The organism is Pantoea sp. App145 (genome assembly GCF_047947045.1).
GTDB lineage: Bacteria > Pseudomonadota > Gammaproteobacteria > Enterobacterales > Enterobacteriaceae > Pantoea.
In genome coordinates this window covers 1,512,836-1,537,821 of sequence record NZ_CP133290.1, presented here as the reverse complement: position 1 = coordinate 1,537,821, position 24,986 = coordinate 1,512,836, and the positions used below count along the sequence as shown (strand labels likewise).

26 protein-coding genes and 1 riboswitch are annotated in these 24,986 nt (G+C 55.4%); of the genes, 16 read left to right on the top strand and 10 right to left on the bottom strand.

Translation table 11 applies throughout. The annotated features are described in order from the left end of the window. Positions 1 to 81 precede the first annotated feature (81 nt). Positions 82 to 1,371: an adenosylmethionine--8-amino-7-oxononanoate transaminase gene (gene bioA, locus RCF31_RS06995; protein ID WP_416412928.1), complete on the bottom strand. Its 1,290-nt coding sequence runs from the start codon at positions 1,369 to 1,371 to the stop codon at positions 82 to 84. Between the two features lie 86 nt (positions 1,372 to 1,457). On the opposite strand from bioA, the gene bioB reads away from it, so the two are divergent. Genes bioB through bioD form a run of 4 tightly spaced genes read left to right on the top strand, consistent with a single transcriptional unit; the run spans position 1,458 to position 5,044 of the window. Next, positions 1,458 to 2,489, top strand: coding sequence for a biotin synthase BioB (gene bioB / locus RCF31_RS06990; RefSeq protein ID WP_416412927.1), 1,032 nt, complete (start codon positions 1,458 to 1,460; stop codon positions 2,487 to 2,489). After that, positions 2,489 to 3,643: an 8-amino-7-oxononanoate synthase gene (gene bioF, locus RCF31_RS06985; RefSeq protein ID WP_416412926.1), complete on the top strand. Its 1,155-nt coding sequence runs from the start codon at positions 2,489 to 2,491 to the stop codon at positions 3,641 to 3,643. The genes bioB and bioF overlap by 1 nt, the downstream gene beginning before the upstream one ends. Beyond that, entirely contained in the window at positions 3,624 to 4,379 is a 756-nt protein-coding gene (gene bioC / locus RCF31_RS06980) for a malonyl-ACP O-methyltransferase BioC (protein ID WP_416412925.1), read from the top strand. The genes bioF and bioC overlap by 20 nt, the downstream gene beginning before the upstream one ends. Continuing rightward, entirely contained in the window at positions 4,376 to 5,044 is a 669-nt protein-coding gene (gene bioD / locus RCF31_RS06975) for a dethiobiotin synthase (RefSeq protein WP_416412924.1), read from the top strand. The genes bioC and bioD overlap by 4 nt, the downstream gene beginning before the upstream one ends. Positions 5,045 to 5,120: 76 nt before the next feature. On the opposite strand, the gene RCF31_RS06970 is transcribed toward bioD, so the two are convergent. Beyond that, on the bottom strand, positions 5,121 to 5,837 hold the full coding sequence (locus RCF31_RS06970; protein WP_299446751.1) for an ABC transporter ATP-binding protein: 717 nt from the start codon (positions 5,835 to 5,837) through the stop codon (positions 5,121 to 5,123). Between the two features lie 896 nt (positions 5,838 to 6,733). Between RCF31_RS06970 and uvrB the strand changes: the two genes are divergently transcribed. After that, entirely contained in the window at positions 6,734 to 8,755 is a 2,022-nt protein-coding gene (gene uvrB / locus RCF31_RS06965; protein WP_416412923.1) for an excinuclease ABC subunit UvrB, read from the top strand. 35 nt (positions 8,756 to 8,790) lie between these two features. Here uvrB and RCF31_RS06960 read toward each other — a convergent pair whose 3' ends face one another. After that, entirely contained in the window at positions 8,791 to 9,693 is a 903-nt protein-coding gene (locus RCF31_RS06960; RefSeq protein WP_299446745.1) for a gluconeogenesis factor YvcK family protein, read from the bottom strand. Positions 9,694 to 9,886: 193 nt separating this feature from the next. Then, positions 9,887 to 10,019, top strand: a riboswitch (molybdenum cofactor riboswitch). Here RCF31_RS06960 and moaA point away from each other — a divergent pair. From moaA to RCF31_RS06925, 7 genes are all read left to right on the top strand, one after another. Further along, the gene (gene moaA / locus RCF31_RS06955) at positions 10,010 to 10,996 is read left to right on the top strand and encodes a GTP 3',8-cyclase MoaA (RefSeq protein ID WP_299446742.1); all 987 of its coding nucleotides are present in this window, start codon (positions 10,010 to 10,012) and stop codon (positions 10,994 to 10,996) included. Its footprint overlaps the riboswitch before it by 10 nt. 16 nt (positions 10,997 to 11,012) lie before the next feature. Next, positions 11,013 to 11,528, top strand: coding sequence for a molybdenum cofactor biosynthesis protein B (moaB, locus tag RCF31_RS06950; protein WP_299446739.1), 516 nt, complete (start codon positions 11,013 to 11,015; stop codon positions 11,526 to 11,528). A 2-nt stretch (positions 11,529 to 11,530) separates the two neighbouring features. Further along, positions 11,531 to 12,016, top strand: a complete 486-nt coding sequence (gene moaC, locus RCF31_RS06945; RefSeq protein WP_313682502.1) for a cyclic pyranopterin monophosphate synthase MoaC — start codon at positions 11,531 to 11,533, stop codon at positions 12,014 to 12,016. Beyond that, on the top strand, positions 12,009 to 12,254 hold the full coding sequence (gene moaD / locus RCF31_RS06940; RefSeq protein ID WP_208714386.1) for a molybdopterin synthase sulfur carrier subunit: 246 nt from the start codon (positions 12,009 to 12,011) through the stop codon (positions 12,252 to 12,254). Before moaC ends, moaD begins: the two co-directional genes overlap by 8 nt. Positions 12,255 to 12,256: 2 nt before the next feature. After that, positions 12,257 to 12,709, top strand: coding sequence for a molybdopterin synthase catalytic subunit MoaE (gene moaE, locus RCF31_RS06935; protein ID WP_299446815.1), 453 nt, complete (start codon positions 12,257 to 12,259; stop codon positions 12,707 to 12,709). A gap of 80 nt (positions 12,710 to 12,789) precedes the next feature. Next, the gene (locus tag RCF31_RS06930; RefSeq protein ID WP_416412922.1) at positions 12,790 to 13,884 is read left to right on the top strand and encodes a DUF1615 domain-containing protein; all 1,095 of its coding nucleotides are present in this window, start codon (positions 12,790 to 12,792) and stop codon (positions 13,882 to 13,884) included. An 89-nt stretch (positions 13,885 to 13,973) separates the two neighbouring features. Then, positions 13,974 to 14,681, top strand: a complete 708-nt coding sequence (locus RCF31_RS06925) for a Bax inhibitor-1 family protein (protein ID WP_416412921.1) — start codon at positions 13,974 to 13,976, stop codon at positions 14,679 to 14,681. A gap of 19 nt (positions 14,682 to 14,700) precedes the next feature. Here RCF31_RS06925 and RCF31_RS06920 read toward each other — a convergent pair whose 3' ends face one another. The 3 genes from RCF31_RS06920 to RCF31_RS06910 are packed head-to-tail and all read right to left on the bottom strand — an operon-like array spanning position 14,701 to position 17,689. Continuing rightward, positions 14,701 to 15,687 carry a lysylphosphatidylglycerol synthase domain-containing protein gene (locus RCF31_RS06920; RefSeq protein ID WP_299446725.1) on the bottom strand — a complete coding sequence of 329 codons (987 nt, stop codon included), beginning with the start codon at positions 15,685 to 15,687 and terminating at the stop codon, positions 14,701 to 14,703. Next, positions 15,687 to 16,931, bottom strand: a complete 1,245-nt coding sequence (gene clsB / locus RCF31_RS06915) for a cardiolipin synthase ClsB (RefSeq protein WP_416412920.1) — start codon at positions 16,929 to 16,931, stop codon at positions 15,687 to 15,689. The genes RCF31_RS06920 and clsB overlap by 1 nt, the downstream gene beginning before the upstream one ends. Then, positions 16,928 to 17,689, bottom strand: a complete 762-nt coding sequence (locus RCF31_RS06910) for an endonuclease/exonuclease/phosphatase family protein (RefSeq protein WP_299446719.1) — start codon at positions 17,687 to 17,689, stop codon at positions 16,928 to 16,930. Before RCF31_RS06910 ends, clsB begins: the two co-directional genes overlap by 4 nt. Before the next feature lie 176 nt (positions 17,690 to 17,865). Here RCF31_RS06910 and RCF31_RS06905 point away from each other — a divergent pair, with 176 nt between their 5' ends. The 3 genes from RCF31_RS06905 (at position 17,866) to dusC (ending at position 20,801) form a co-directional block, all read left to right on the top strand. Then, the gene (locus tag RCF31_RS06905; RefSeq protein ID WP_416412919.1) at positions 17,866 to 18,258 is read left to right on the top strand and encodes a YbhQ family protein; all 393 of its coding nucleotides are present in this window, start codon (positions 17,866 to 17,868) and stop codon (positions 18,256 to 18,258) included. 220 nt (positions 18,259 to 18,478) lie between these two features. Beyond that, positions 18,479 to 19,843: an ATP-dependent RNA helicase RhlE gene (gene rhlE / locus RCF31_RS06900; RefSeq protein ID WP_416412918.1), complete on the top strand. Its 1,365-nt coding sequence runs from the start codon at positions 18,479 to 18,481 to the stop codon at positions 19,841 to 19,843. A 4-nt stretch (positions 19,844 to 19,847) separates the two neighbouring features. Continuing rightward, on the top strand, positions 19,848 to 20,801 hold the full coding sequence (gene dusC, locus RCF31_RS06895) for a tRNA dihydrouridine(16) synthase DusC (protein ID WP_416412917.1): 954 nt from the start codon (positions 19,848 to 19,850) through the stop codon (positions 20,799 to 20,801). A 14-nt stretch (positions 20,802 to 20,815) separates the two neighbouring features. On the opposite strand, the gene RCF31_RS06890 is transcribed toward dusC, so the two are convergent. The 3 genes from RCF31_RS06890 to RCF31_RS06880 are packed head-to-tail and all read right to left on the bottom strand — an operon-like array spanning position 20,816 to position 22,541. Then, complete coding sequence (locus RCF31_RS06890; protein ID WP_416412916.1) at positions 20,816 to 21,304, bottom strand: DUF943 family protein; 489 nt, start codon at positions 21,302 to 21,304, stop codon at positions 20,816 to 20,818. Further along, positions 21,288 to 22,073 (bottom strand): YPO3983 family protein, encoded by a 786-nt coding sequence (locus RCF31_RS06885; RefSeq protein ID WP_416412915.1) that lies wholly within the window; start codon positions 22,071 to 22,073, stop codon positions 21,288 to 21,290. The genes RCF31_RS06890 and RCF31_RS06885 overlap by 17 nt, the downstream gene beginning before the upstream one ends. A gap of 12 nt (positions 22,074 to 22,085) precedes the next feature. Continuing rightward, complete coding sequence (locus tag RCF31_RS06880) at positions 22,086 to 22,541, bottom strand: Hcp family type VI secretion system effector (RefSeq protein ID WP_299446701.1); 456 nt, start codon at positions 22,539 to 22,541, stop codon at positions 22,086 to 22,088. Between the two features lie 320 nt (positions 22,542 to 22,861). Here RCF31_RS06880 and RCF31_RS06875 point away from each other — a divergent pair, with 320 nt between their 5' ends. Then, entirely contained in the window at positions 22,862 to 24,067 is a 1,206-nt protein-coding gene (locus RCF31_RS06875) for an MFS transporter (RefSeq protein ID WP_416412914.1), read from the top strand. Here RCF31_RS06875 and ppk2 read toward each other — a convergent pair. Then, a complete protein-coding gene (gene ppk2, locus RCF31_RS06870) occupies positions 24,064 to 24,981 on the bottom strand; it encodes a polyphosphate kinase 2 (protein ID WP_416412913.1) in 918 nt (305 codons plus the stop codon). The two genes, RCF31_RS06875 and ppk2, sit on opposite strands and share 4 nt — an antisense overlap. Positions 24,982 to 24,986 lie beyond the last annotated feature (5 nt).

The window sequence follows — 24,986 nt, the reverse complement described above, 5'->3', positions numbered from 1 at the left end:
CTACGGGGCGGTGCGGTTTTTGGACGGGACAGGCATCCGGCACTTGATCGTAGCGGCGCGATTTATCGCGCTGTTTTTATCTCACTGAAAATGATGCGAAAAATCCAGCGCATCACGCACCGCGTCGGTGAGTTTCAAAAGCTCAGTGGCGGAAATCACATACGGCGGCATCAGATAAATTAAGCGTCCGAACGGACGGATCCACACCCCACGCTCAACAAAGAACTGCTGTAACGCCGCCATATCCACCGCCTGGTGGGTCTCAATCACGCCAATCGCCCCCAGCACGCGCGCATCTGCGACGGCAGGATGGCTGCGCAGTGGCAACAGCGCCGTACGCAGCTGCTGCTCAATAGCGGGCACCTGGGTGGACCAGTGGCCTTCATTAATCATTGTCAGACTTTCCACTGCCACCGCGCAGGCCAGCGGATTACCCATAAAGGTCGGGCCATGCATAAAGCAGCCTGCCGCGCTACGGCTGATGGTGTCCGCCACTTCACGGGTGGTCAGGGTGGCGGAGAGCGTCATGGTGCCGCCGGTCAGCGCTTTCCCCAGACACAAAATATCCGGTGTGATCCCGGCATGTTCACAGGCGAACAATTTACCGCTGCGGCCAAATCCAGTGGCGATCTCATCAGCAATCAGCAGCAAACCGTAGCGATCGCACAATTCACGCACTTGTTGCAGATAACGCGGATGATAAAAACGCATGCCGCCTGCACCCTGCACAATCGGCTCCAGAATCACCGCCGCAATCTGCTGATGATGCTGCTCCGCCAGACGGGCAAAATCGGCGAAATCTTCCTCCTGCCACGCCTCATCAAACCCCAGCTGCGGTGCGGCTGCGAACAGATGCTCCGGCAGATAACCGCGCCACAGGCTGTGCATCGAGTTGTGGGGATCGCACACCGACATGGCGGCAAAGGTATCGCCGTGATAACCGCGTTTCAGGGTGAGGAATTTTTGTCGGGTTTCGCCGCGTCCCAGCCAGTATTGCAACGCCATTTTCATCGCCACTTCGACGGCGATCGAACCTGAATCGGCGAGGAATACGCATTCAAGCGACTCGGGCGTCATCGCCACCAACTGGCGACACAACGCCACTGCGGCCGGATGGGTGATACCGCCAAACATCACGTGTGACATTTGGCTGATTTGCGCCTGCATCGCCTGATTGAGGCGGGGATGGTTATAACCGTGAATCGCGGCCCACCAGGACGACATACCATCCACCAGTTCGCGTCCATCGGCCAGCTGTAACTGGCATCCGTGTGCAGCTACCACCGGGTAGCAGGGCAGTGGATTCTGCATCGAGGTATAGGGGTGCCAGATATGCTGGCGGTCAAAATCGAGGTCATCCTGAGTGAACATGGGTATTGTAAACCAAAATTAAAAGATTTAGTTTACAAGTATAACCACGTTAATCGTCAGGATGAACCCTTTTCTGGAGCGAAGCAATGGCACACCGCTGGACACTGGCACAAGCCCAGGCACTATTTGATAAACCTTTCCTTGAGCTAATGTTTGAGGCGCAACAGGTACATCGTCAACATTTCGACCCGCGTCAGGTACAGGTCAGTACACTGCTGTCGATCAAAACCGGTGCCTGCCCGGAAGACTGTAAATATTGCCCGCAGAGCGCGCGCTACAAAACCGGGCTGGAATCAGAGCGGTTGATGGAAGTGGAAGCGGTGCTGGAATCGGCACGCAAAGCCAAAGCGGCCGGTTCCAGCCGCTTCTGTATGGGCGCTGCGTGGAAAAACCCGCACGAGCGCGACATGCCGTATCTGGAGCAGATGGTGCAGGGCGTGAAAGCGATGGGCATGGAAACCTGTATGACCCTCGGCACGCTCGACAACAGCCAGGCGCAGCGTCTGGCGCACGCCGGGCTGGATTTCTACAACCATAACCTCGATACCTCGCCGGAGTTTTACGGCAACATCATCACCACCCGTAGCTACCAGGAACGTCTGGATACGCTGGATAAAGTGCGCGGTGCCGGTATCAAAGTCTGCTCAGGCGGTATCGTCGGTCTGGGAGAAACGGTGAAAGATCGCGCCGGTTTGCTGGTGCAGCTGGCGAACCTGCCGACGCCGCCGGAAAGTGTGCCGATCAACATGCTGGTGAAGGTGAAAGGTACACCGTTGGCCGATAACGACGACGTAGAGCCATTCGATTTTATCCGCACCATCGCCGTGGCGCGCATCATGATGCCATCTTCTCACGTACGCTTGTCGGCAGGCCGTGAGCAGATGAGCGAACAGACCCAGGCGATGTGCTTTATGGCCGGGGCGAACTCGATTTTCTACGGCTGCAAGCTGCTCACCACGCCGAACCCGGAAGAAGACAAAGACCTGATTCTGTTCCGTAAACTGGGGCTGAATCCGGAGCATACCGCCACCACTGCCGGTGATAACGAACAGCAGTCTCAGCTGAGTGAGCAACTGCTGCACGCTGATACCCCACAGTTCTACAACGCGGCGGTGTAATGAGCTGGTTGCAACGCATCGAACAGGCGCTGGAAGAGCGACGCGCCGCTGATGGCTGGCGTCAGCGCGTGCGCGTTGAGCACAACAGCGTGCGCGAACTGACGGTCGCCGGACAGCGCTATTGTCACTTTTCCAGTAACGATTATCTCGGCCTGAGCCAGCATCCGGCGGTGATTGCCGCGTGGCAGAAGGGGGCGGCGGAGTCGGGTGCGGGAGCAGGGGCATCAGGCCATGTGACCGGTTACAGCCGCCATCATGCGCAGCTGGAAGAGGAGCTGGCCGACTGGCTGGGCTATCGGCGTGCGTTGCTGTTTATCTCCGGTTTTGCCGCGAATCAGGCGGTGATCCATTTGCTGGCGGAAAAACCGGATCGCATCCTTGCCGACAAGCTGGCGCACGCGTCATTGCTGGATGCTGCCAGCCACAGCCCGGCGCTGTTGCGTCGTTTCGCCCATAACCAGCCGCAAAGCCTGGCAAAAATGCTGGCAACGCCGGTTGAGGGCAACACGCTGGTGGTGACGGAGGGGGTGTTCAGCATGGATGGTGACAGCGCGCCGCTGGCAGAGATTGCAGCGGAAACGCGGCGTGGCAACGGTTGGTTGCTGGTGGATGATGCGCATGGTATCGGCGTCACCGGCGAACAGGGGCGCGGCAGCTGCTGGCAGCAGCAGGTGCGACCGGAACTGTTGATCGTTACCTTTGGCAAAGGCTTCGGCGTCAGCGGCGCGGCGTTGCTATGCGATGACGCCACTGCCGATTATGTTGAGCAGTTTGCCCGCCATCTGATCTATTCCACGGCGATGCCTCCGGCGCAATGTTGCGCGTTGCAGGCCGCATTGCAGCAAATTCGGCAGGGTGATGAACTACGCGCGCGTTTGCACGCCAACATCGCTCGCTTCCGCGCCGGTGCAGCCGATTTACCGTGGCAGCTGATGCCTTCGGCCAGCGCTATCCAGCCGCTGGTGGTGGGTGAGAACAGCGCAGCCCTGGCGTTATCACAACGACTGAAGGCGGCGGGGTGCTGGGTTAGCGCCATTCGTCCGCCAACCGTACCACCGGGCACCGCACGGCTGCGTATCACGTTAACCGCCGCGCATCACCCGGATGATATCGATCGTCTGCTGGAGGCGCTGTATGACGCTACAGGTCAATAAACAGGCGGTTGCGCAGGCGTTTGGTCGCGCAGCGCAGCATTACGAACAGCATGCTGAACTGCAACGCCAGAGCGGCGATGCGTTGCTGGCATTGGCCCCGGCCGGGTTTGGTCCGCACCTGCTGGATGCCGGATGCGGCACCGGCTGGTACAGCCGGTACTGGCGTGACCGTGGGCGCGAAGTGACCGCGCTTGATTTGTCGCAAGCCATGCTGGATAGCGCTGCACAGCAGCACTCGGCGCAGCATTATGTGCAGGGCGATATTGATGCGTTACCGCTGCCGGATGCCTGTGTTGATGGCGTGTGGAGCAATCTTGCGGTGCAGTGGAGCAGCGATTTGCGCACCGCTTTGCAGCAGTTTTTACGCGTCACCCGACCGGGCGGCACGGTGCTGTTTTCCACACTGTTGTCCGGTTCATTGCACGAGGTGCATCAGGCGTGGGCGCAGCTGGATGGGCGTCAGCACGCCAACCGTTTCCTCAGTGCAGCGCAGATTGCCGCTGCCACTCACGATCTCTCGCTTGAACACCAGCAGCAGACCATCACGCAGCACTTTCCCAGCGCGCTCAGCGCGATGCGTTCACTGAAGGGCATCGGCGCAACCCATTTGCATGACGGGCGGCCGGGAGGATTGCTGACGCGCACGCAACTGGCCCGGCTGGAGCAGGGCTGGCCGCAGGATGAGGCGGGTTATCGCCTCAGCTATCACCTGATGTTTGGAGTATTAACACCATGAAACGCTGGTTTATTACGGGCACCGATACTGAAGTAGGAAAAACGGTGGCCAGTGGGGCGCTGTTGCAGGCGGCCAGTGCAGCCGGATTGACCACCGCAGGCTACAAGCCAGTGGCTTCCGGCTGCGAGGTCACCGCCGAGGGGATTCGTAACAGCGATGCGCTGGCTTTGCAGCGTTACAGTTCGCTGGCGCTGCGTTATGAGCAGGTCAATCCGCTGGCCTTTATCGAGCCAACGTCGCCGCATATCGTCAGTGCGGAAGAGGGGCGACCCATCGAATTCGCTCAGCTGTCAGCGGGATTGCGCCAGCTGGAACAGCAGGCTGAATGGGTGCTGGTGGAGGGGGCAGGCGGTTGGTTTACCCCGTTGTCCGCCACCCAGACTTATGCCGACTGGGTGATCGCTGAACAACTGCCGGTCATTCTGGTGGTCGGAATCAAACTGGGCTGCATCAACCATGCGATGCTGACAGCCGCAGCCGTGCGCGCCAGTGGTTTATCGCTGGCCGGCTGGATCGCTAATGATATTCAGCCACCGGGCAAACGTCACCAGGAGTATCTGACAACCCTGCGTCAGCGTATTGATGCACCCTGCCTGGGCGAAATTCCGTACCTGACGGATGACGCTCAGCAGGCAGAGTGCGGACGCTTCCTGACACTGCCGTAGCGGCGCGATTTATCGCGCGGCTGGCATTGCGCAATAAATTGCGCCGCTACGGATTGTGCCAAAATAGCCGACATTATCAGGTCACCGTCAGCCATTTGTTGATGGTGACATCATCCAGCTGTGCCACTTTGCCCTGTGCCACATTACGACCCCGATGCAGCAACAGAAAGTAGTCAGCGACGCGGCGAATAAAGGAGACGTGTTGCTCCAGCAGCAGGATGGTCAGGCCATAATCACGGTTCAGACGGCGGATTAAGTTACCCATCTCCTCTTCGAGCCAGGGTGACATCCCTTCAGTGGGTTCGTCGAGGATTAACAGCTTCGGTTGCAGCACCAGCGCACGTGCCAAAGCCAGCTGCTGTTGTTGATCCATCGGCAGCTCGCCACTGCGCTGGTGACGCAGTGAGTAGAGCGCCGGGAACAAATCAAACACCATTTCCGGGATAGCGCGGCTGCGCTCATCCTGCGCCGCCATCAACGCAATCAGCAGGTTATCTTCCACGCTCATCTGCGAGAAAATATGACGTCCCTGTGGCACATAGCCAATGCCCATGCGTGCACGTTGCTCCGCCGGTTGCAGCAATAAGTCTTCGGGGGGGGAGCCATCTTCCTGCCATGTCATCGAGCCGCTGTTGATTGGCAGCCGCCCCATAATGCAGTTGACCAGCGTGGTTTTCCCCATCCCCGGACTCCCCAGCACGCCAGTGCAGGTGCCGGGCGGCAGATCCAGATCCACATCCCACAGAATATGGTTTTGACCGTAAAACTGATTCACCGAACGTAAACTCAGCATCTGACATTCTCCTTCCAGATAATTAGCCTGAATGCTTCCGCTCTGTGTCGTCTGGCAAACAGTCAAACACGATTCATCATTGCCACTCTCACCATCAGTGAGTTGTTACAAATGCTCTATCGATAAACCTGCAATTCTCAGGCCAGGTTGCTGATGCGATGAAAAATGCATCAATGGCGGGCAAAAATCAGGCTTAAAAGTTGAGTAACGCTTAACAATTCCACGGAGTGATAAAAAGGCTGCACTTTAGCGGTGCTGAATGCTTAACGATTCTGGTGCAGCCGATCTGGCATAAGGCAGAACCGGCAGGAATAAGTGGCCTTATTTACTGGAAATTTCATCCAGCAGCCCCCCTCAGCACGGAAAAAGAATAGTTAATGCCGCGCAGGTTGTGAGAAAAATAAACGCAAAAAAAAATTTTTTCGCACGTCAGGACAAGCCGGAGAAAATTATGCACAGGCGATGGGGGCGGGGCTGCCATCAGTTATCCACTATTCCTGTGGATAACCTTGTGTATTAGAGACTGAAAACAGAGCGCAAGCGAGGAAATACGCGGCCTGCATACATTATGCTGAGAAACTGGGCTTTTTAGTGATTCTCTAACAAATCAATATGTTAGTTAAAATCAAGCCTGAGAATTATCTTGCTCGTCATCAGACTGCAATTTTATGACGCTCTATTGACAAATGTTAAAAGCATCTCCTTTCTGGGGATAACCTTGTACCACAAGGTGTTACCTGTCCTTGTTAAAATTGCACTGCGGCGAGTCGCCACGCCTCCCCGTAATCGTGCAGCATACATGTAAATATATCCAGTATTTTTTACTGGCAAATTCGCGCTGGCAGAGTAGAATTAGCAGCCTGCCCGCCGACTTCTCCAGCAGGAACCGCAAAACCATGAGTAAAGCCTTTAAACTCAACTCCGCTTTTAAACCATCAGGGGACCAGCCTGAGGCGATTCGTCGTCTGGAAGAGGGGCTGGAGGATGGCCTGGCGCATCAGACGCTGCTGGGGGTGACCGGTTCGGGAAAAACCTTTACCGTGGCCAATGTGATTGCCGATCTTAACCGGCCTACCATGGTACTGGCTCCTAACAAGACGCTGGCGGCTCAGCTTTACGGCGAGATGAAGGAGTTCTTCCCGGATAACGCGGTGGAGTTTTTCGTCTCCTACTACGACTACTATCAGCCAGAAGCTTATGTGCCCAGCTCCGACACCTTTATAGAAAAAGATGCGTCGGTGAATGAGCATATTGAGCAGATGCGTCTGTCGGCCACCAAGGCGCTGCTGGAACGGCGTGACGTGATTGTGGTGGCGTCGGTTTCGGCGATCTACGGCCTGGGCGATCCCGATCTTTACCTGAAAATGATGCTGCATCTGACGCGCGGCATGATCATTGATCAACGCAGTATTCTGCGCCGCCTGGCGGAGTTGCAATATAGCCGCAACGACCAGGTGTTCCAGCGTGGCACCTTCCGCGTGCGCGGCGAGGTGATTGATGTCTTCCCAGCCGAATCTGACGATATCGCGCTGCGCGTGGAGCTGTTTGATGAAGAAGTGGAGCGGCTGTCACTGTTTGACCCGCTCACCGGCCAGGTGGTTTCGGTGGTGCCGCGTTTTACCGTCTATCCCAAAACCCACTATGTCACACCGCGCGAACGCATCCTGCAATCCATGGAAGAGATCAAAAAGGAGCTGGTGGTACGCCGTCAGGTGCTGCTGGAAAACAATAAATTACTGGAAGAACAGCGCATTACCCAGCGTACCCAGTTTGACCTCGAGATGATGAACGAGCTGGGTTACTGCTCCGGTATCGAAAACTATTCGCGCTATCTCTCCGGACGTGGGCCGGGCGAGCCACCGCCGACGCTGTTTGACTACCTCCCGGCCGATGGCTTGCTGGTGGTTGATGAATCCCACGTCACCATTCCGCAGATTGGGGGCATGTATCGCGGTGACCGCGCGCGTAAAGAGACGCTGGTGGAATATGGCTTTCGCCTGCCGTCAGCGCTGGATAACCGCCCGCTACGCTTTGAAGAATTTGAAGCGCTGGCCCCGCAAACCATCTATGTTTCGGCCACGCCGGGTAACTACGAGCTGGAGAAATCCGGTAATGAAGTGATTGATCAGGTGGTGCGTCCGACCGGCCTGCTCGATCCGATCCTCGAAGTGCGTCCGGTGACAACCCAGGTGGATGACCTGCTGTCGGAAATCCGTAAGCGCGTAGAGATCAATGAACGTGTGCTGGTCACCACCCTGACCAAGCGCATGGCGGAAGATTTGACCGAGTATCTGGAAGAGCACGGCGAAAAGGTGCGTTATCTGCACTCGGATATCGACACGGTGGAGCGTATGGAGATCATTCGCGACCTGCGCCTGGGTGAGTTTGACGTACTGGTGGGGATTAACCTGCTGCGTGAAGGGCTGGATATGCCGGAAGTGTCGCTGGTGGCGATTCTTGATGCCGATAAAGAAGGCTTCCTGCGCTCCGAACGTTCACTGATTCAGACCATTGGCCGTGCTGCGCGTAACATCAATGGTAAAGCAATTCTGTACGCTGATAAGATCACGCCGTCGATGGCTCGCGCCATTAGTGAGACAGAGCGCCGTCGCGAGAAACAGCAGCGCTACAATGAAGAAAATGGCATCGTGCCGCAGGGGCTGAACAAAAAGATCACCGATATTCTCGAACTGGGTAAAAACGTGGTCAAAACCCGTGGCAAGGGCAAAACGGCATCGCGCACCGCCGCTGAAGCCGAGGCCAGCTATCTGGCGCTCACCCCGCAGGCGATGCAGAAGAAAATTCATGAGCTGGAAGGGCAGATGCAGCAGCACGCGCAGAATCTGGAGTTTGAAGAGGCAGCGCGGGTACGCGACCAGTTGCATGAACTACGCGAGCTGTTTATCGCTGCCTCCTGATAACCGGAGCACCCTTTTGTTGCGCAATTTTCAGGTCAAAATGCCTGGATGGCATGCTCCAGCGCCACGCGCAGCAGCTGGCGGTCATGTCGGTATTTAATGTCGGCGGCCTCCAGCGGTTCGCGCACGATTAAACGCTCCTCTACGCCGCGAATATCCGCCGCCGGGCTGACGATCACTGCATCAATCACCCGTTTACCAATCGCTTTTTCCATGATCACCAGTTTGTCCGCCACGGTCAGGCTGGCGGCGGCCGGGCTGAGTTCCCGGCCCAGGTTGCCGATAAACACCATGGTTGCCGGGGTGCGACGCAATGCGCGCGCCATCTCTTCCATCAGCAGAATCGGCATCAGGCTGGTGTAGAAACTGCCGGGACCAATCAGGATCAAATCCGCTTCGCCAATCGCATCCAGCGCTTCACGAGTGGGGATGACGTTGGGATGCAGCATCAACTCCTGCGGGGCCTGCTTCATCTCATCAACTGCGGTTTCGCCGTACACCATATTGCCTTCGTTATCCTGGGCTACCAGATCGACGGGTTGCTCGGACATTGGAATCAAAAATGCATCCACTTTCAGCAGGTTGCGGATGATATTGATGGCTTCCAGCGGACGCACGCTGAGATGGTCAAGCGCTTTCAGGATCAGGTTGCCGAGGTTGTGACCGGCCAGTTCGCCATTGCCGGTAAAGCGATATTCAAACATCGCTGAAGCGACGCTCGGTTCGGTGATCAACTGGTTGATGCAGTTACGCATATCGCCCCAGGCAATACCGCCTTCTGAACGGCGGATGCGTCCGGTCGAACCGCCGTTGTCGGTGGTGGTAACAATACCGGTCAGACGCGAGCCAAGCGGTGCCAGCGCCGACATTACACGACCCAGACCGTGGCCGCCGCCCAGCGCCACCACACGATCCAAATCTGCCAGGGTACGATTCATGTTGCTCCTTATGACTGACGCTCAACCGTTGAGCAGCAGTTAAACTGATATGTATCAAAATCTGTCGGCTATTTTAACGTATCCTGTCGCGAAAATGCGGTGAAAAAACGTTATGTATCAATATATATAGCGAAAATCCTTAATGGAAGCGAACAACAAATCGCGCTAACATTCATGCAACCGTGTTGCTTTGAGTCGCAACATACACTCTAGCCTGTGTACCTAAGTCTTCGGATACGGTGCCCAGGCCGCAGCCCAGAGCTGCCAGGGTGCAGAAAGAAATGACTGCATCTCCCGTATTTGGAAAGGTGTTCAGGTGTCACAACTTACAGATAGCTACGCGCGCAGCTTTTATTATCTGCGCTTGTCGGTCACGGACGTGTGTAACTTCCGTTGTACCTATTGCCTGCCCGAGGGCTACAAACCTCAGGGGACGCGCAATAAAAGTTTTCTCTCGCTTGATGAAATCCGTCGCGTGACGCGTGCCTTTGCGGCCGCGGGCACTGAAAAAGTGCGCCTGACGGGTGGCGAACCCTCCTTACGTCGTGATTTCACCGACATCATTGCCGCAGTGCGCGAAAATGACGCCATTCGTCAGATAGCCGTTACCACTAACGGCTATCGTCTGGCGCGTGATGTTCGCGAATGGCGTGCTGCCGGGCTGACGGCCCTCAATGTCAGCGTCGATAGCCTTGATGCCCGCCAGTTTCACGCCATCACCGGGCAAGACAAGTTTCATCAGGTCATGGCGGGCATTGATGCCGCCTTTGAGGCCGGCTTTGCGCAGGTGAAAGTCAACAGTGTGCTGATGCGCGATGTCAACAGCCACAGCCTTGACACCTTTCTACAGTGGATTCGTACCCGACCGATCCAGCTACGTTTTATCGAGCTGATGGAAACCGGGGAGGGCGGCGATCTGTTCCGCCGTCATCATATCTCGGGCGAGGTGATCCGCGACCAGCTGATTATGCAGGGCTGGCAGCGCCAGCCGCGCGGTCGGAGCGATGGCCCGGCGCAGGTGTTTCGCCATCCCGATTATCAGGGCGAGATCGGTCTGATCATGCCGTATGCCAAAGATTTTTGTGCCAGCTGCAATCGCCTGCGTGTGTCGGCGATCGGTAACCTGCATCTGTGCCTGTTTGGCGACGGCGGGGTCCCGCTGCGTGATCTGCTGGCATCCGACGATCAGCAGGACGAGCTACAGGCACGTATCGCCTACAGCCTTGGGCAGAAAAAGCAGACGCATTTTCTGCATCAGGGCAACACCGGTATTACGCAAAATCTTTCCTTCATTGGTGGCTAACAAAGGAGTTATGGCCATGGGTAAATCTTCCGGCGACTTTGTTGCCATCAACGCTGCGGTGCTGACCGTTTCTGACAGCCGTGATGCGGGTTCCGACACCTCAGGTGATTATTTGCGTGAAGCACTAACCGAAGCTGGGCATCAGGTGGTTGATCACGCGATCGTACCGGATAACCGTTATCGTATTCGCGCCACGGTGTCGCGCTGGATTGCCAGCGACGATGTCCAGTTGGTGATCGTCAACGGTGGCACCGGTTTTAACAGCAAAAACAGTACGCCAGAAGCGCTGCTGCCGCTGTTTGATCGCGAAATTGAAGGATTTGGCGAGCTGTTCCGCATGATCTCATACGAAGAGATCGGCAGCGCCACTTTGCAGTCACGCGCGGTGGCGGGTATGGCAAATCAAACGCTGATTTTTGCCGTACCCGGTTCCAGCAATGCCTGCCGCAGTGCCTGGGAACGCATCATTGTCGATCAACTGGATGCGCGTACCCGTCCCTGTAATTTTGTCTCTCATTTGAAGAAGTTGTAAGCATGTCCTCGTTAACTCATATCAATGCCGCTGGCGAAGCCCATATGGTGGATGTCTCCGGCAAATCCGAAACGGTGCGTGAAGCCCAGGCGGAAGCGCTGGTGCTGATGAAGCCGGAAACGCTGCAAATGATCATCGATGGCAGCCACCATAAAGGCGATGTGTTCGCGACTGCGCGCATCGCAGGTATTCAGGCCGCCAAGCGCACCTGGGAACTGATCCCGCTGTGCCATCCGCTGATGCTAAGCAAAGTCGAGGTGACGCTGGTGGCTGAGCCGGAACACAGCCGGGTGCGCGTCACTTCGCGCTGCCGTCTCACCGGTAAAACCGGTGTCGAAATGGAAGCGCTGACCGCTGCGTCGGTCGCGGCCCTGACCATCTATGACATGTGCAAAGCGGTACAAAAAGATATCGTCATCGACCAGCTGCGCCTGCTGAGCAAAAGCGGCGGCAAATCCGGTGATTTTCAGGCGGTGCAGCATGATTAAGGTGCTGTTTTTTGCTCAGGTCCGTGAGCTGACCGGCACCAGCGCGCTGGAACTGACGCCTGAATATGCTGATGTGGCGGCTTTGCGCCATGCGCTGGCGGCGAAAAATGATCGCTGGGCGCTGGCGCTGGAATCAGGCAAATTGCTGGCGGCGGTCAATCAAACCCTGGTGCCGATGAGCCACCCGCTGCGCGCCGGTGATGAAGTGGCCTTTTTCCCGCCGGTGACCGGAGGTTAATGATGGAAACCCGCATTCGTGTCGGTCACGAGGCATTTAGCGTGGCACAGGAGTATGCCTGGTTGTCGGCGCATGACAGCGATGGCGCCGTGGTGACCTTCACCGGCAAAGTCCGCAATCACAATCTCGGCGACAGCGTGGCAGCACTGACGCTGGAGCATTATCCGGGCATGACGGAAAAAGCGCTGAAGGAAATCGTCGATGAGGCCCGTCAGCGCTGGGCGCTGCAACAGGTATCGGTGATTCATCGCGTCGGCGCGCTCTTCCCTGGCGACGAAATCGTATTTGTCGGTGTCAGCAGTGCGCATCGCAGCACCGCCTTTGCGGCGGCAGAATTCATCATGGATTACCTGAAAACCCGCGCGCCATTCTGGAAGCGGGAAGCCACTACCGAAGGTGAGCGCTGGGTGGATGCGCGTGATAGCGACCATCAGGCAGCGGAGCGCTGGAAGTAACGCGCAAAACCATCCGGCTCTGATGGCGGCAGGCCACTGAAAACGTTAAGGTAAGGTTTTTGTTTGCGTCAGGGAACGAGATGAAAACCACTGTGATCCTCAAACGCGCCGCGTTACTGGCCTTGCTGGCGCTGGCGGGTTGTAGCACCAAAAAGCCACCGCAGGCACCGGTACGCCAGCCAACGGACGTCAAGGCGCAAATCCGCCAGCTGCTGCCCAGCCATGTCACGCAGAAAGCCGACTGGGCTGACGATATCTACACGGCCTTTCGCACGCAGCAACTGGATCCCAGCGTCAGTAACCTGTGTGCGGTGATCGCCATCGCCGATCAGGAATCCAACTTCAGCGCGGATGCCAACGTTCCGGGGCTGCCGAAAATCGCCTGGGGCGAAATCGATCGCCGCGCGGCGAAGCTACATATTCCGGCCTTTGTGGTGCGTACCGCGTTATTGATTAAATCCCCCAGTGGTGAAAGTTATGCCGCACGTCTCGACAAAGTCCGCAGCGAGAAAGAGCTCAGCGCTATTTTTGATGACTTTATCGATATGGTGCCGATGGGCCAGAAATTGTTTGGCAACCTCAACCCGATTCACACCGGAGGGCCGATGCAGGTCAGCATCGCCTTTGCCGAGGCGCACGCCAAAGGTTATCCGTGGCCGGTGGATGGCACCATTCGTCGCGAAGTCTTTACCCGGCACGGTGGCATGTATTTTGGCATCATGCATCTGCTAGGCTATCCGGCGGATTACTCCGCGCCACTGTACCGCTTTGCCGATTTCAATGCCGGATGGTACGCCAGCCGCAACGCGGCTTTCCAGGCGGCAGTGGCTCGCGCCAGCGGCATCAAACTGGCGCTGGACGGTGATTTGATTCAATACGGGAGCGATGCGGCCGGATCAACCGAGCTGGCGGTGCGCACGCTGAGTAAGCAGCTGGATATGAGCAACCGGGAAATTCGCCGCGATCTGGAGAAGGGGGAACAACCCGACTTCAGCGACAGCGTGCTGTGGAAACAGCTCTTCACCCTGGCGGACAAAATGGCGGGCAAACGTCTGCCGCGTGAAATGCTGCCAGGCATTAAACTGGAAAGCCCGAAAATTACCCGTAATCTCACCACCGCCTGGTTTGCCCAGCGCGTAGATAGCCGTTATCAACAGTGTTTGACGCGCCGTTGACGCGGCGGGGCGTAAGCTCCACACTTACAGAGTTTGTTTAACGACTAAACCCGCGCGATAAATCGCGCCGCTACATTAAGAGGTGCATCATGGACCGATATCCACGTAACGATTCAATCGTGCAGCAGGCCTCGGCCGGGCTGCAAACCTATATGGCGCAGGTGTATGGCTGGATGACCTGTGGTTTGCTGCTGACGGCGTTTGTTTCCTGGTTCGCCGCCCGCACACCCGCAGTGATGGAGCTGGTGTTTGCTAACCGCATCACCTTCTTTGGTCTGATCATTGTGCAGCTGGCAGTGGTGTTTATGCTGTCCGGGATGGTGCATCGTCTGAGCGGCGCGGTGGCAACCGCGTTGTTTATGCTGTATTCGGCGCTTACCGGCCTGACGATCGCCAGCATTTTCCTTGTTTATACTTATTCGTCTATCGCCAGCACCTTCTTTGTGACTGCCGGGATGTTTGGTGCCATGAGTTTTTATGGCTACACCACCAAACGTGACCTCAGCCGTTTTGGCAGCCTGCTGTTTATGGCGCTGATTGGTATTTTGCTGGCGTCGCTGGTTAACTTCTGGCTGAAAAGCCCGGCGTTGATGTGGGCCATCACCTATATCGGCGTGGTGGTGTTTGTTGGCCTGACTGCCTACGATACCCAGAAGTTGAAAGCGATTGGTGAGACGGTCAACGTGGATGATAAAGAGAACCTGCGTCGTTTCTCAATTATGGGCGCGCTGACGTTATATCTCGACTTCATCAACCTGTTCCTGATGCTGCTGCGGATTTTCGGTAACCGCCGCTAGGCAAAAACGGCACCTGGGTTCAGGTGCCGTTCTCCGAGGGTGTCGATTCCGCCATCCGACGTTCATTCTGCTGGCGTAAATGCCGGGCGCGACTCTCCAGCCACAGATACAACACCAGTGCCAGCAGTAGCGGTAAAATAAAATACAACACGCGATAAGCCAGCAGCGCCGCGATAATGGTGCCGTGCGACACATGTTGTCCGCTGAGTAGCGCGAGGAAGACCGCCTCCAGGACGCCAATCCCGGCCGGAATATGGATAATCACCCCCGCGATACTGCTAATCAGCAGCACACCCAGCACCACCGGATAGTCAACCCGTTGCGCCAGCAGCAGCCAGATAATTGCCCCCATCACCATCCAGTTGGCGCAGGATACCGCGAACTGAAACAGCGCCATACGCAGTGAAGGCAGTTGCAGGTGCTGACCTTTTACCGTCCAGCGACGTCGTTTGGCAAAGGCACAGGCCCACAGATACAGCGCGACACCAGTTAGCAGACAACCACCAATGATGCGCAGTGTCTGGCCGCCAATAAACCAGCCCTGGGGAATCGGAACCATCCCTGCGACAAATACCACACCCGCCAGCAGGATATAACCCAGCCAGTTGGTGGCGATACTCAGCGAGAAAATCCGCGTGATGGTGCCGCCCGGTAAACCCAGCCGCGAGTAAAGGCGATAGCGCATCGCCACGCCACCGACCCAGGTACTGAGGGTCAGATTGAAGGCATAACAGATAAACGACACCAGCATCACCTGGCGTTTGGCCAACTTGTGCCCGCAGTAAGCGCGACCAATCAAATCATAAACGCCGTAGGTCAGGTAACTGACCACCACCAGCCCGACGGCAGTGAGGATCACCGTGCGGTTGTAATTGACGATCACATCAATAACGTCGTCCCAGTTTACTTTGCGCGCGTACACTACCAGCAGCACGATCACCGCGATGAAAAATAACCAGGTGAGAATTTTCTTCACCCGCTGCCAGCGAGAATGTTTTTTACTCATCAGGGCTTGGCTCCTTCGTTATCGGTTTCTACCCGATCCTGGGTTTCCAGCTCCGGTTGTACCGGGGGAGCAACCTGCGCCAGACGCGGCGTATGGGCGGGCAACCAGCCAGCAATCGCCGGAAAGTGGCGCAAAAAGTGAAATGCCATCACGCTTTTGGTCAGTTGCCACCAGGTACGCGGCGGCAGCTTATCATCGCGTACCCGCTCGCAATCCTGTTGCAGCAACTGTTCCAGGTTGTCGCGCAACGTCTGATTGAAACGGCGATCGTGGATCATTAGATTGGCTTCCAGATTCAGCGACAGGCTGAGCGGGTCGAGATTGCTGGACCCCACCGTTGACCATTGGCTGTCCTGCACTGCAATCTTGGCATGCAGCGGGCGGCGGCAATATTCGTACACCTCCACGCCAGCATCGACCAGATAGTTGTAAAGCAGCTCGGCGCCGACTTTCACAATCGGCATATCCGGCTCTCCCTGCACCACCAGCCGCACGCGCACGCCACGTTGTGCCGCGTGACGCATCTCGCGCAGCAGGCGATAACCCGGGAAGAAGTAGGCGTTGGCGATGATCACGTCTTGTTTCGCTTTGCGCAGCATATCGAGGTAATGCTGTTCGATATCATCGCGGTGGTCATCGTTGTCGCGAAAGACAAACAACACCTGCGCATCGCCGGGCAGGGCATTCAGCGCCGGACGATGCGAGCGCGTTCCCCACCAGCGCCGGGTCACCTGCTTGCTGCCGATAGCCTGTTGTACATAGCGGGCAATATCCAGCACCACCGGTCCTTTCACTTCGACGGCGTAATCCTGTTTGGCTTCCGGTCCATAGTCACTATTGTGCTCGGCGGAGAAATTGATCCCCCCGACGAAGGCGATGGTTTCATCAATCACCACGGTTTTGCGGTGCAGACGGCGAAACACGTTGGTACGCATCCCCAGTACCAGCGGGCGGGGATCATAAAAGATAAAACGCACACCAGCAGCGGTCAGACTATTGATGTAGCTGGCGGAAAGTTCGTGCGAACCATAGCCGTCCACCATCACCTCGACCCTGACCCCACGCTGGGCTGCCGCCAGCAGTGCGCGATGGAGCGCTTCACCCACCTGATCCTCAAACAGGATAAACGTCTCCAGCAGCAAGGTGCGTTCAGCACGCTGAATCGCTGCCATCACGCGGGGAAAGAAGGCTTCGCCGTTCTCCAGCAGGCGTAGCTGATTGCCATCACGCCAGTTGAAATTCACAGGGAGATCTCCACGGCCAGCGGTGCATGATCGGAAAGATGCGACCAGGGTCGTACTGGTAACGCCCACGGCTGGCTGATGGAAGCATTGCGCACATAAATACGATCCAGCCGCAGCAGCGGGAAACGCGCCGGGAAAGTCCGCGCCGGACGGCCATGTTTAATGCTGAATACCTCGTCCAGTCCGGCGTGGCGTTTGAGAAACTTATTGGCGCGAACCTGCCAGTCGTTAAAATCACCGGCCACCACCAGCGGGGTATCGGGCGGCAGCGAGGCGATCATCTCACTCATCATACGCATCTGCGCCCGGCGATGCGGTTCACGCAGGCCAAGGTGGACGCAGATGACGTGCAGTGGCAGCGGTTGCCCTGGCAGGCTGATTTTGCAGTGCAACATGCCGCGATTTTCACCACCGGCAACGGAAATATCGCGATTTTCGTACGCAATAATCGGAAAACGTGACAATATCGCGTTCCCGTGATGTCCTTCGGGATAGACGGCGTTGCGACCATAGGCATAATCGTGCCACATGCTGTCGGCAATAAACTCGTAATGTGAGGTTTCCGGCCAGTTTTCAATATGTAATGAATGGATGGCATGGGTGCCCATCACCTCCTGCAGGAAGACAATATCCGCCGAGGTGGCACGTACCGCGTCGCGTAATTCCGGCAGGATAAAGCGGCGGTTAAAGCTGGTGAACCCTTTATGGGTATTGATCGTCAGGACTTTAAATGAAAATCTGTGCGCATTTTGTGGCATACTCGGACGCGCTCCTTTTCCTCATCAACAGAATAAAGTGTAGTCTTTGTCACAAATGGGTGGCGAAAAGAGCAGAAAATTAGGGCGTTATCCGAAATTTGCTTTACATTGAGGAAATCCGTCTGGCTAGCGCCAGATACACTTGGGCGACCTGTTGGGTCTGCCAGGAGAAGAGAATGAAATGGTCTAATCGTGTTCAGATTGTTACCGGACAAACCTGTGTTCATATTGCCATGCATCTGCTGGTCATTGCTGCGCTGGTTTGGGGCTGGAAACATAAGGCGCTGGTTGAAGTGAGCAGTACCCTGGTGGCGGCTTATGTTGTGGTGTTTATCACCATGCTGGTCACGCAGCGTAGTGCCCGTTTGCGTATGCTTGGCGATTCTCTGGAAGAGGTGACTACCACTTACTACTTCGGCGCAGCCATGCTGACGCTGTTCCTGGTTTCGCGCATCATCCATAACAACCTGTTGCTGGGTTGCTTGGGTGTGGTGATGCTGGTGGGACCGGCGCTGGTATCGCTACTGGCCAAAGAGCCCGCGCAGCACGCGGAGAAGAAACGCAGCTAACTGCGCACTTCTGACGAAAAGGAGCCTGATGGCTCCTTTTTTTATGCCGATGATGTGTGGTTATTTGCGGGTCGCGCTGCTGGCGCAAAGCTGCTACACTCGCGCCCTTACGCATGGTAGTTTGTGCCCTTTTCACACGTGAGCCTCAGGCTTGCGTCATATCCCCCCTGAAAACTACATCGCCTGCGGCGATCAGGGCGGTTCGGAGTAATACACCTGCATGTCTTTTGACTCTCTCGGCCTGAGCGCCGATATTTTGCGTGCGGTAGCAGAACAGGGCTATCGCGAACCGACGCCAATTCAGCGTCAGGCAATTCCCGTGGTGCTGGCTGGTCGTGACCTGCTGGCGAGCGCCCAGACCGGCACCGGTAAAACGGCTGGTTTTACGCTGCCATTGTTACAGCGTCTGTCCGCGAAAGCGGCTCCGGCACGCGGACGTCGTCCGGTACGCGCCCTGATTCTGACACCTACCCGTGAGCTGGCTGCTCAGGTCGGTGAAAACGTACGTGATTACAGCCAGTACCTTGACCTGCGTTCGCTGGTGGTATTTGGTGGCGTCAGCATTAACCCACAAATGATGAAACTGCGCGGCGGCGTAGATGTGCTGGTGGCGACACCGGGCCGTCTGCTCGACCTGGCGCACCAGAATGCGGTTGATCTGTCCCAGGTGGAAATCCTGGTACTGGACGAAGCGGACCGCATGCTGGATATGGGCTTTATCCACGATATCCGTCGTGTACTGGCAAAACTGCCGGCTAAACGTCAGAACCTGCTGTTCTCCGCCACCTTCTCGGACGAGATCAAAGCCCTGGCAGAAAAACTGCTCAACAACCCGGAGCAGGTGGAAGTGGCACGCCGCAACACCGCTTCTGAGCAGGTTTCGCAGCAGGTTCATTTTGTTGATAAGAAACGCAAGCGCGAGCTGCTGTCGCTGATGATCGGTCGCGATAACTGGCAGCAGGTGCTGGTGTTCACCCGTACCAAACACGGTGCTAACCATCTGGCAGAACAGCTGAATAAAGATGGCATCACCGCTGCGGCGATCCACGGCAACAAAAGCCAGGGCGCACGTACCCGCGCGCTGGCCGATTTTAAAACCGGCGGCATTCGTGTGCTGGTAGCGACCGATATTGCGGCGCGTGGTCTTGATATCGAAGAACTGCCGCACGTGGTGAACTACGAGCTGCCTAACGTAGCGGAAGATTATGTGCACCGTATTGGCCGTACCGGCCGTGCGGCGGCAACCGGCGCGGCGTTGTCGCTGGTCTGCGTTGACGAGCACAAACTGCTGCGTGATATCGAACGTTTGCTGAAGCGCGAAATTCCGCGCATTGCGCTGCCAGGCTTTGAACCGGATCCGAACATCAAAGCGGAGCCGATCCAGAATGGTCGTCAGCAGCAACAGCAGCGCGGCCGTGGCCGTGGTCCGGGGCAGGGTGGTAACCCACGTCCGCAGGGCGAAGGCCGTCCGACGCGTCCGCAGGGTGAAAACCGTGGACCGCGTCGTCAGGGACAGAGCGCAGGCCAGGGTCAGGGACCGGCTCGTTCACGTCGCCCGGCAGCGAAGAAAAGCGGAAACGTCTAAGACCATGAGGGTGTTACTGGCGCCGATGGAGGGCGTGCTCGATTCGCTGGTGCGCGAGCTGCTCTCGGAAGTGAATGATTATGACCTGTGCATCACCGAGTTTTTGCGCGTGGTCGATCAGCTGCTGCCGGTAAAATCCTTCTATCGTCTCTGTCCGGAACTGCAGTACCACAGCCGCACGCCGTCTGGTACGCGCGTGCGGCTGCAATTGCTGGGACAATATCCCGAGTGGCTGGCAGAAAACGCCGCGCGTGCGGTGGAGCTGGGCTCCTGGGGGGTTGATCTCAACTGTGGCTGCCCATCAAAGCTGGTGAACGGCAGCGGCGGTGGCGCTACGCTGCTGAAAGATCCGGAACTGATTTACCGCGGAGCCAAAGCGATGCGGGAAGCAGTGCCGGATCATCTACCGGTGACGGTCAAAGTGCGTCTCGGCTGGGACTCCAGCGAGCGCCGTTTCGAAATCGCCGATGCGGTGCAGCAGGCGGGTGCCAGCGAACTGGTGGTGCATGGCCGTACCAAAGAAGAAGGCTACCGGGCCGAAAGCATCAACTGGCAGGCGATTGGCGAAATTCGTCAGCGTCTGCGCATTCCGGTGATCGCCAATGGTGAAATCTGGAACTGGCAGGATGCGCAGGATTGTCTGCGTATCACCGGTTGCGATGCAGTGATGCTGGGACGCGGCGCGCTCAACGTGCCGAACCTGAGCCGGGTGGTGAAGTATAACGAAGCCCCAATGGCGTGGCCGGATGTGGTGACGCTGTTACAGAAATACACCCAGCTGGAAAAGCAGGGCGATACCGGTTTGTATCATGTGGCACGAATTAAGCAATGGCTGGGCTATCTGCGTAAGGCGTATCACGAGGCCGATGGGCTGTTCAGCGAAATTCGCACATTGAAAGTCTCGGCAGAGATTGCCACGGCGATTGAGCGTCATGCCAGGACGCTGGGTAAAATATGATTAAAGGGGGGAGATTACTTATCATCCCTTTCGATTTTTTCTGATTTTAAATCAATAAGATAATTTTTATCACCCTGATATATTATACGATATTGTTGTTTTTCAATATGAATTCTCAAAGGGAAATCTCGATATAAACAATTTTTCTTATTTTTAATTTCATCAAAACAGAAATAGTCGTTATCGCTTGCTCCGGTAAAAAAGTTTTCAGTGCCAGGAAGTTCAACAAATCCTTCTCCATAATCAATAAATACTATATATCTCAATTGCTTAATTTCAGAAGTGGCGTGTTTTTTTAGGGTTGAGTCTTTATTTTTCATCCACCATGAAACGAAGGTTTTAGCTGTAGGTGGTGGGTTTTTAATAATGATTCTCAGAACGCCCTCAACGTAAAAGCTGTCGATTATTACGGGTGTCAGAAAAAATGGCTGTACGAATTTATAAACACAAAAAAGCAACGCTGTACAGAGGAGGGTTTTCTTTTTCTTACTGTTCATTAACATGAATAGTGGCATCCATATTGGTAAGGAACGGTTTAAACGCATAATCTCTATGGCGCTGTAATATAAACCAAATTCTGAATATTCTAAATTGCTTATAGAATGGATGGATTATGTCTCTTTCATCAAGACCAAAGTGGTCCTGAGCTCTGAATTTTAATATTGCATTGAAACGCTGAGCGGAAATTTTGACTGACTCTAATGTGATGTTGACTGAGTGTATTTGATGAATACTGATGCCCATGCCATTAAATGCGTCAATTTTTCTGGCAAACATTGGCATCCTTCTGTCCATAATTTCTCCCTTTAAACTATTAATTCTTTGACGGTTGAGGTCGCGAAAATTATCAACTAATTCTTTTTTTATTGCCTGGTACATGCTTTTTTCTCCCTGCTCATCCAAAATCAACTCCCGAAACGCTGAGTTTAACAGTGATGATTCATAGGGTCTGCCGCTGTTCTCCTGCATATGATCAATCAACCTAATGATTATTTCCTTATAAGGTCCGTAAAATGCATATAATTTTGACAACTCCCTAAACTCATTAAACAGAATCCGATTTACTTCATCTTTTGGTAGTGGAGTGTTAGCGAGTGCACTGATCCGCTGACGAGTATAAGGGTTCAGATGAACAGAAATATCCCGCAGATTATATTTTTTGATGCAATCTTCGGTGGTTAAATCTCCGCAAAACATATCGTCAGCGCGATAATCATCGCGCTTATTTCTCGAACTGAACAGTTCGATGGGGCTGCTTAGCATTTCCATCATTTAACTTCCCTGTTAAAATTCTGACCTGTTTTCCTTAATATTCCAGCCAGAACGGGTTTCAGCGCCCTTAATTCCTGCCGATGTTTGTTCCCAATATTGAATTTTGACGATGTCGGCCTGAAACTCATACTCAACATGGGTCGTGTGGCTGTCATCCCGAAGCTGGGCTTCAAAGACCAGAACATTTTCCAGAGTGATGCGATAATACTCGGCCTGATTAAAACCGGCTTTGCAGGCAGACATCTCAACTTTGCGTATTTTTTTTCCGTTGGTTGTCATCAGAATCAATGCGGGTGTCGCTTTATCGATTTGTGTATGTACGATAAGATTCCGGTAATTTCCCATCCCCGGACCATTACCGGAACGCCATGCACCCCAGCTGTAATTCTTTATGTCGATCCAACCTGGATGGGATGCGTCTTTTGATTCACCAGCAACACCCTCTACTTTTAAAAATAAACTGTTCATATTTACCCTTCCATGTCGCATAAGTACGAATGTCCATTTGTTTCTCATGGTGACAATAACACGGAGGATGGATTTTTTTATCGCCGGAAGGAGGAGGATTTTGTTTTTATGAGATGAGCCACACTTTAGCTCAGCAACTTGCATGTTTGGCTAAGTGAGGGTAATTCATCGTTCGATTAACTCGTCAGAGCGCAGCGACTGTTTCTATCAAATGGAAACAGTAACCACTGGTTAATCCAGGGTAAAAAAAGCGCGACCCATTAGCAGGCTAAGGGTATAGTAGTGCTTCAACTTCACCCAGTTACGCTACGCCACCGCTCATGTCTGACGCCGCCGTACTGAGTAATGCTCAGTTAAATAAACGTATTGTCTCCGTCCTGATTTTCACCTTTTTTTGCTATCTCTCCGTGGGGCTGCCGCTGGCGGTGCTGCCGGGATTTGTGCATAACCAGCTCGGTTTCAGCTCCTTTATGGCGGGGTTGATCATCAGCGTGCAGTATTTCGCCACCCTGATGAGCCGTCCGCATTCTGGTCGCCTGGCGGATCGCTTTGGTCCGAAACGTGTGGTGATGCTTGGCTTGATTTGCTGTGGCATGAGTGGTGTGCTGTCGATTGTCGCCGCGTTATGCCGTGACCTGCCGGTGCTTAGCCTGCTGCTGCTGGCACTGGGACGGGTGTTTCTCGGCGTCGGGGAGAGCTTCAGCAGTACCGGCTCGACGCTGTGGGGAATGAATATTGTCGGGCCATTACAGACGGCGCGGGTGATTTCCTGGAACGGGGTCGCCACCTACTTTGCTATGGCGATTGGTGCACCGCTCGGGGTGCTGCTGAATCAGTGGTTTGGCATCAGCGGTTTTGCCGGTCTGGTGGTGCTGATGGGCATCGTGGGTTTTGTGCTGGCGTACCAAAAGCCCCCGGTCAGCGTGACGGCAGGTGTGCGCATTCCGTTCCATCGCGTGGTCAGCCGCGTATGGTTGTTCGGCCTGGCGCTCGGTTTCGGCACTATCGGCTTTGGAGTGATCTCCACCTTTATCACCCTTTATTTTGCCAGCCGTGACTGGAGTGGGGCAGCCTTTGCGCTGACGGTGTTCAGCCTCGGCTTTGTCATTGTGCGTCTTGGCTTTGGTCGTTACATCACGCGTTTCGGCGGTCTGAAAGTGTCGCTGGTTTCCTTTGTGCTGGAGTGTGCCGGTCTGCTGTTGATCTGGCAGGCCGACAGCGCCTGGCTGGTGGATCTGGGGGCTTTCCTCACCGGGGCAGGCTTCTCGCTGATCTTCCCGGCGCTGGGGGTGGAGGCGGTCAAACGGGTGCAGCAACAGGATCAAGGATCAGCACTGGGCACCTATTCTGCCTTTCTGGATTTGGGACTGGGGCTGACTGGCCCGGTGGCGGGGTTGCTGATCAGTCACTGGGGTATGCAATCGGTCTATCTGGCGGCGGCGCTGATGGTGCTGGGCGCATTTCTGATCACGCTGCGCCTGCAACAGCAGCACGGCCGCCGCACGACCGTGCCAACTGCGGGTTAATACTTTTCCGGCACGATCATATGATCCGGTACCGGTGCACGACGATAGTCTTCATGGCGCTCGCGCACCGGTAACACAATTGCCTTTTGCTCGCTTTCTTCGTAAGGCACCTGTTGCAGCAGGTGGCTGATGCAATTGAGACGAGCGCGTTTCTTATCCACACCCTGCACCACCCACCACGGCGCTTCGTCGATGTGGGTACGTGCCAGCATCTCTTCTTTCGCCTCGGTATATTCTTCCCAGCGGCGGCGGCTCTCCAGATCCATCGGGCTGAGTTTCCATTGCTTTAGCGGATCGTGAATACGGCTGAGGAAGCGTAACTCCTGCTCCTCATCGGTGATGGAAAACCAGTATTTGACGATCTGAATCCCGCTGCGTGTCAGCATTTTTTCAAACTCCGGCACGCTGCGATAAAACTCTTCGACTTCATCATCGTTGCAAAAACCCATCACGCGCTCCACCCCGGCACGGTTGTACCAGCTACGGTCAAACAGCACCATTTCACCCGCGGCAGGCAGATGGGCGATATAGCGCTGAAAATACCATTGGGTTTTCTCACGATCGTTTGGGGCAGGCAGCGCCGCGACCCGGCAGGTGCGCGGATTAAGGCGCTGGGTGATGCGTTTAATCACCCCGCCTTTACCGGCGGCATCGCGTCCTTCAAACAGAATCACCATGCGATGCCCGGTGCGCATCACCCAATCCTGCATCTTTACCAGTTCACCCTGCAAATGCAGCAGTTCGCGGAAATAGCGGCGTCGCCAGGTTTTTTCGTCATCAGCTTGCGGCTGGCCGTCGCCAAAACGCAGGTCGTCCAGTTCCATTTCGAGTTCTTCGTCGTAGCTATCGTAGAACTCCTGGAGCAGGCGTTGGTGGAAGGTCTCGCTTTGAAAAGTATTGTCCTGTGTGGCCATATCCA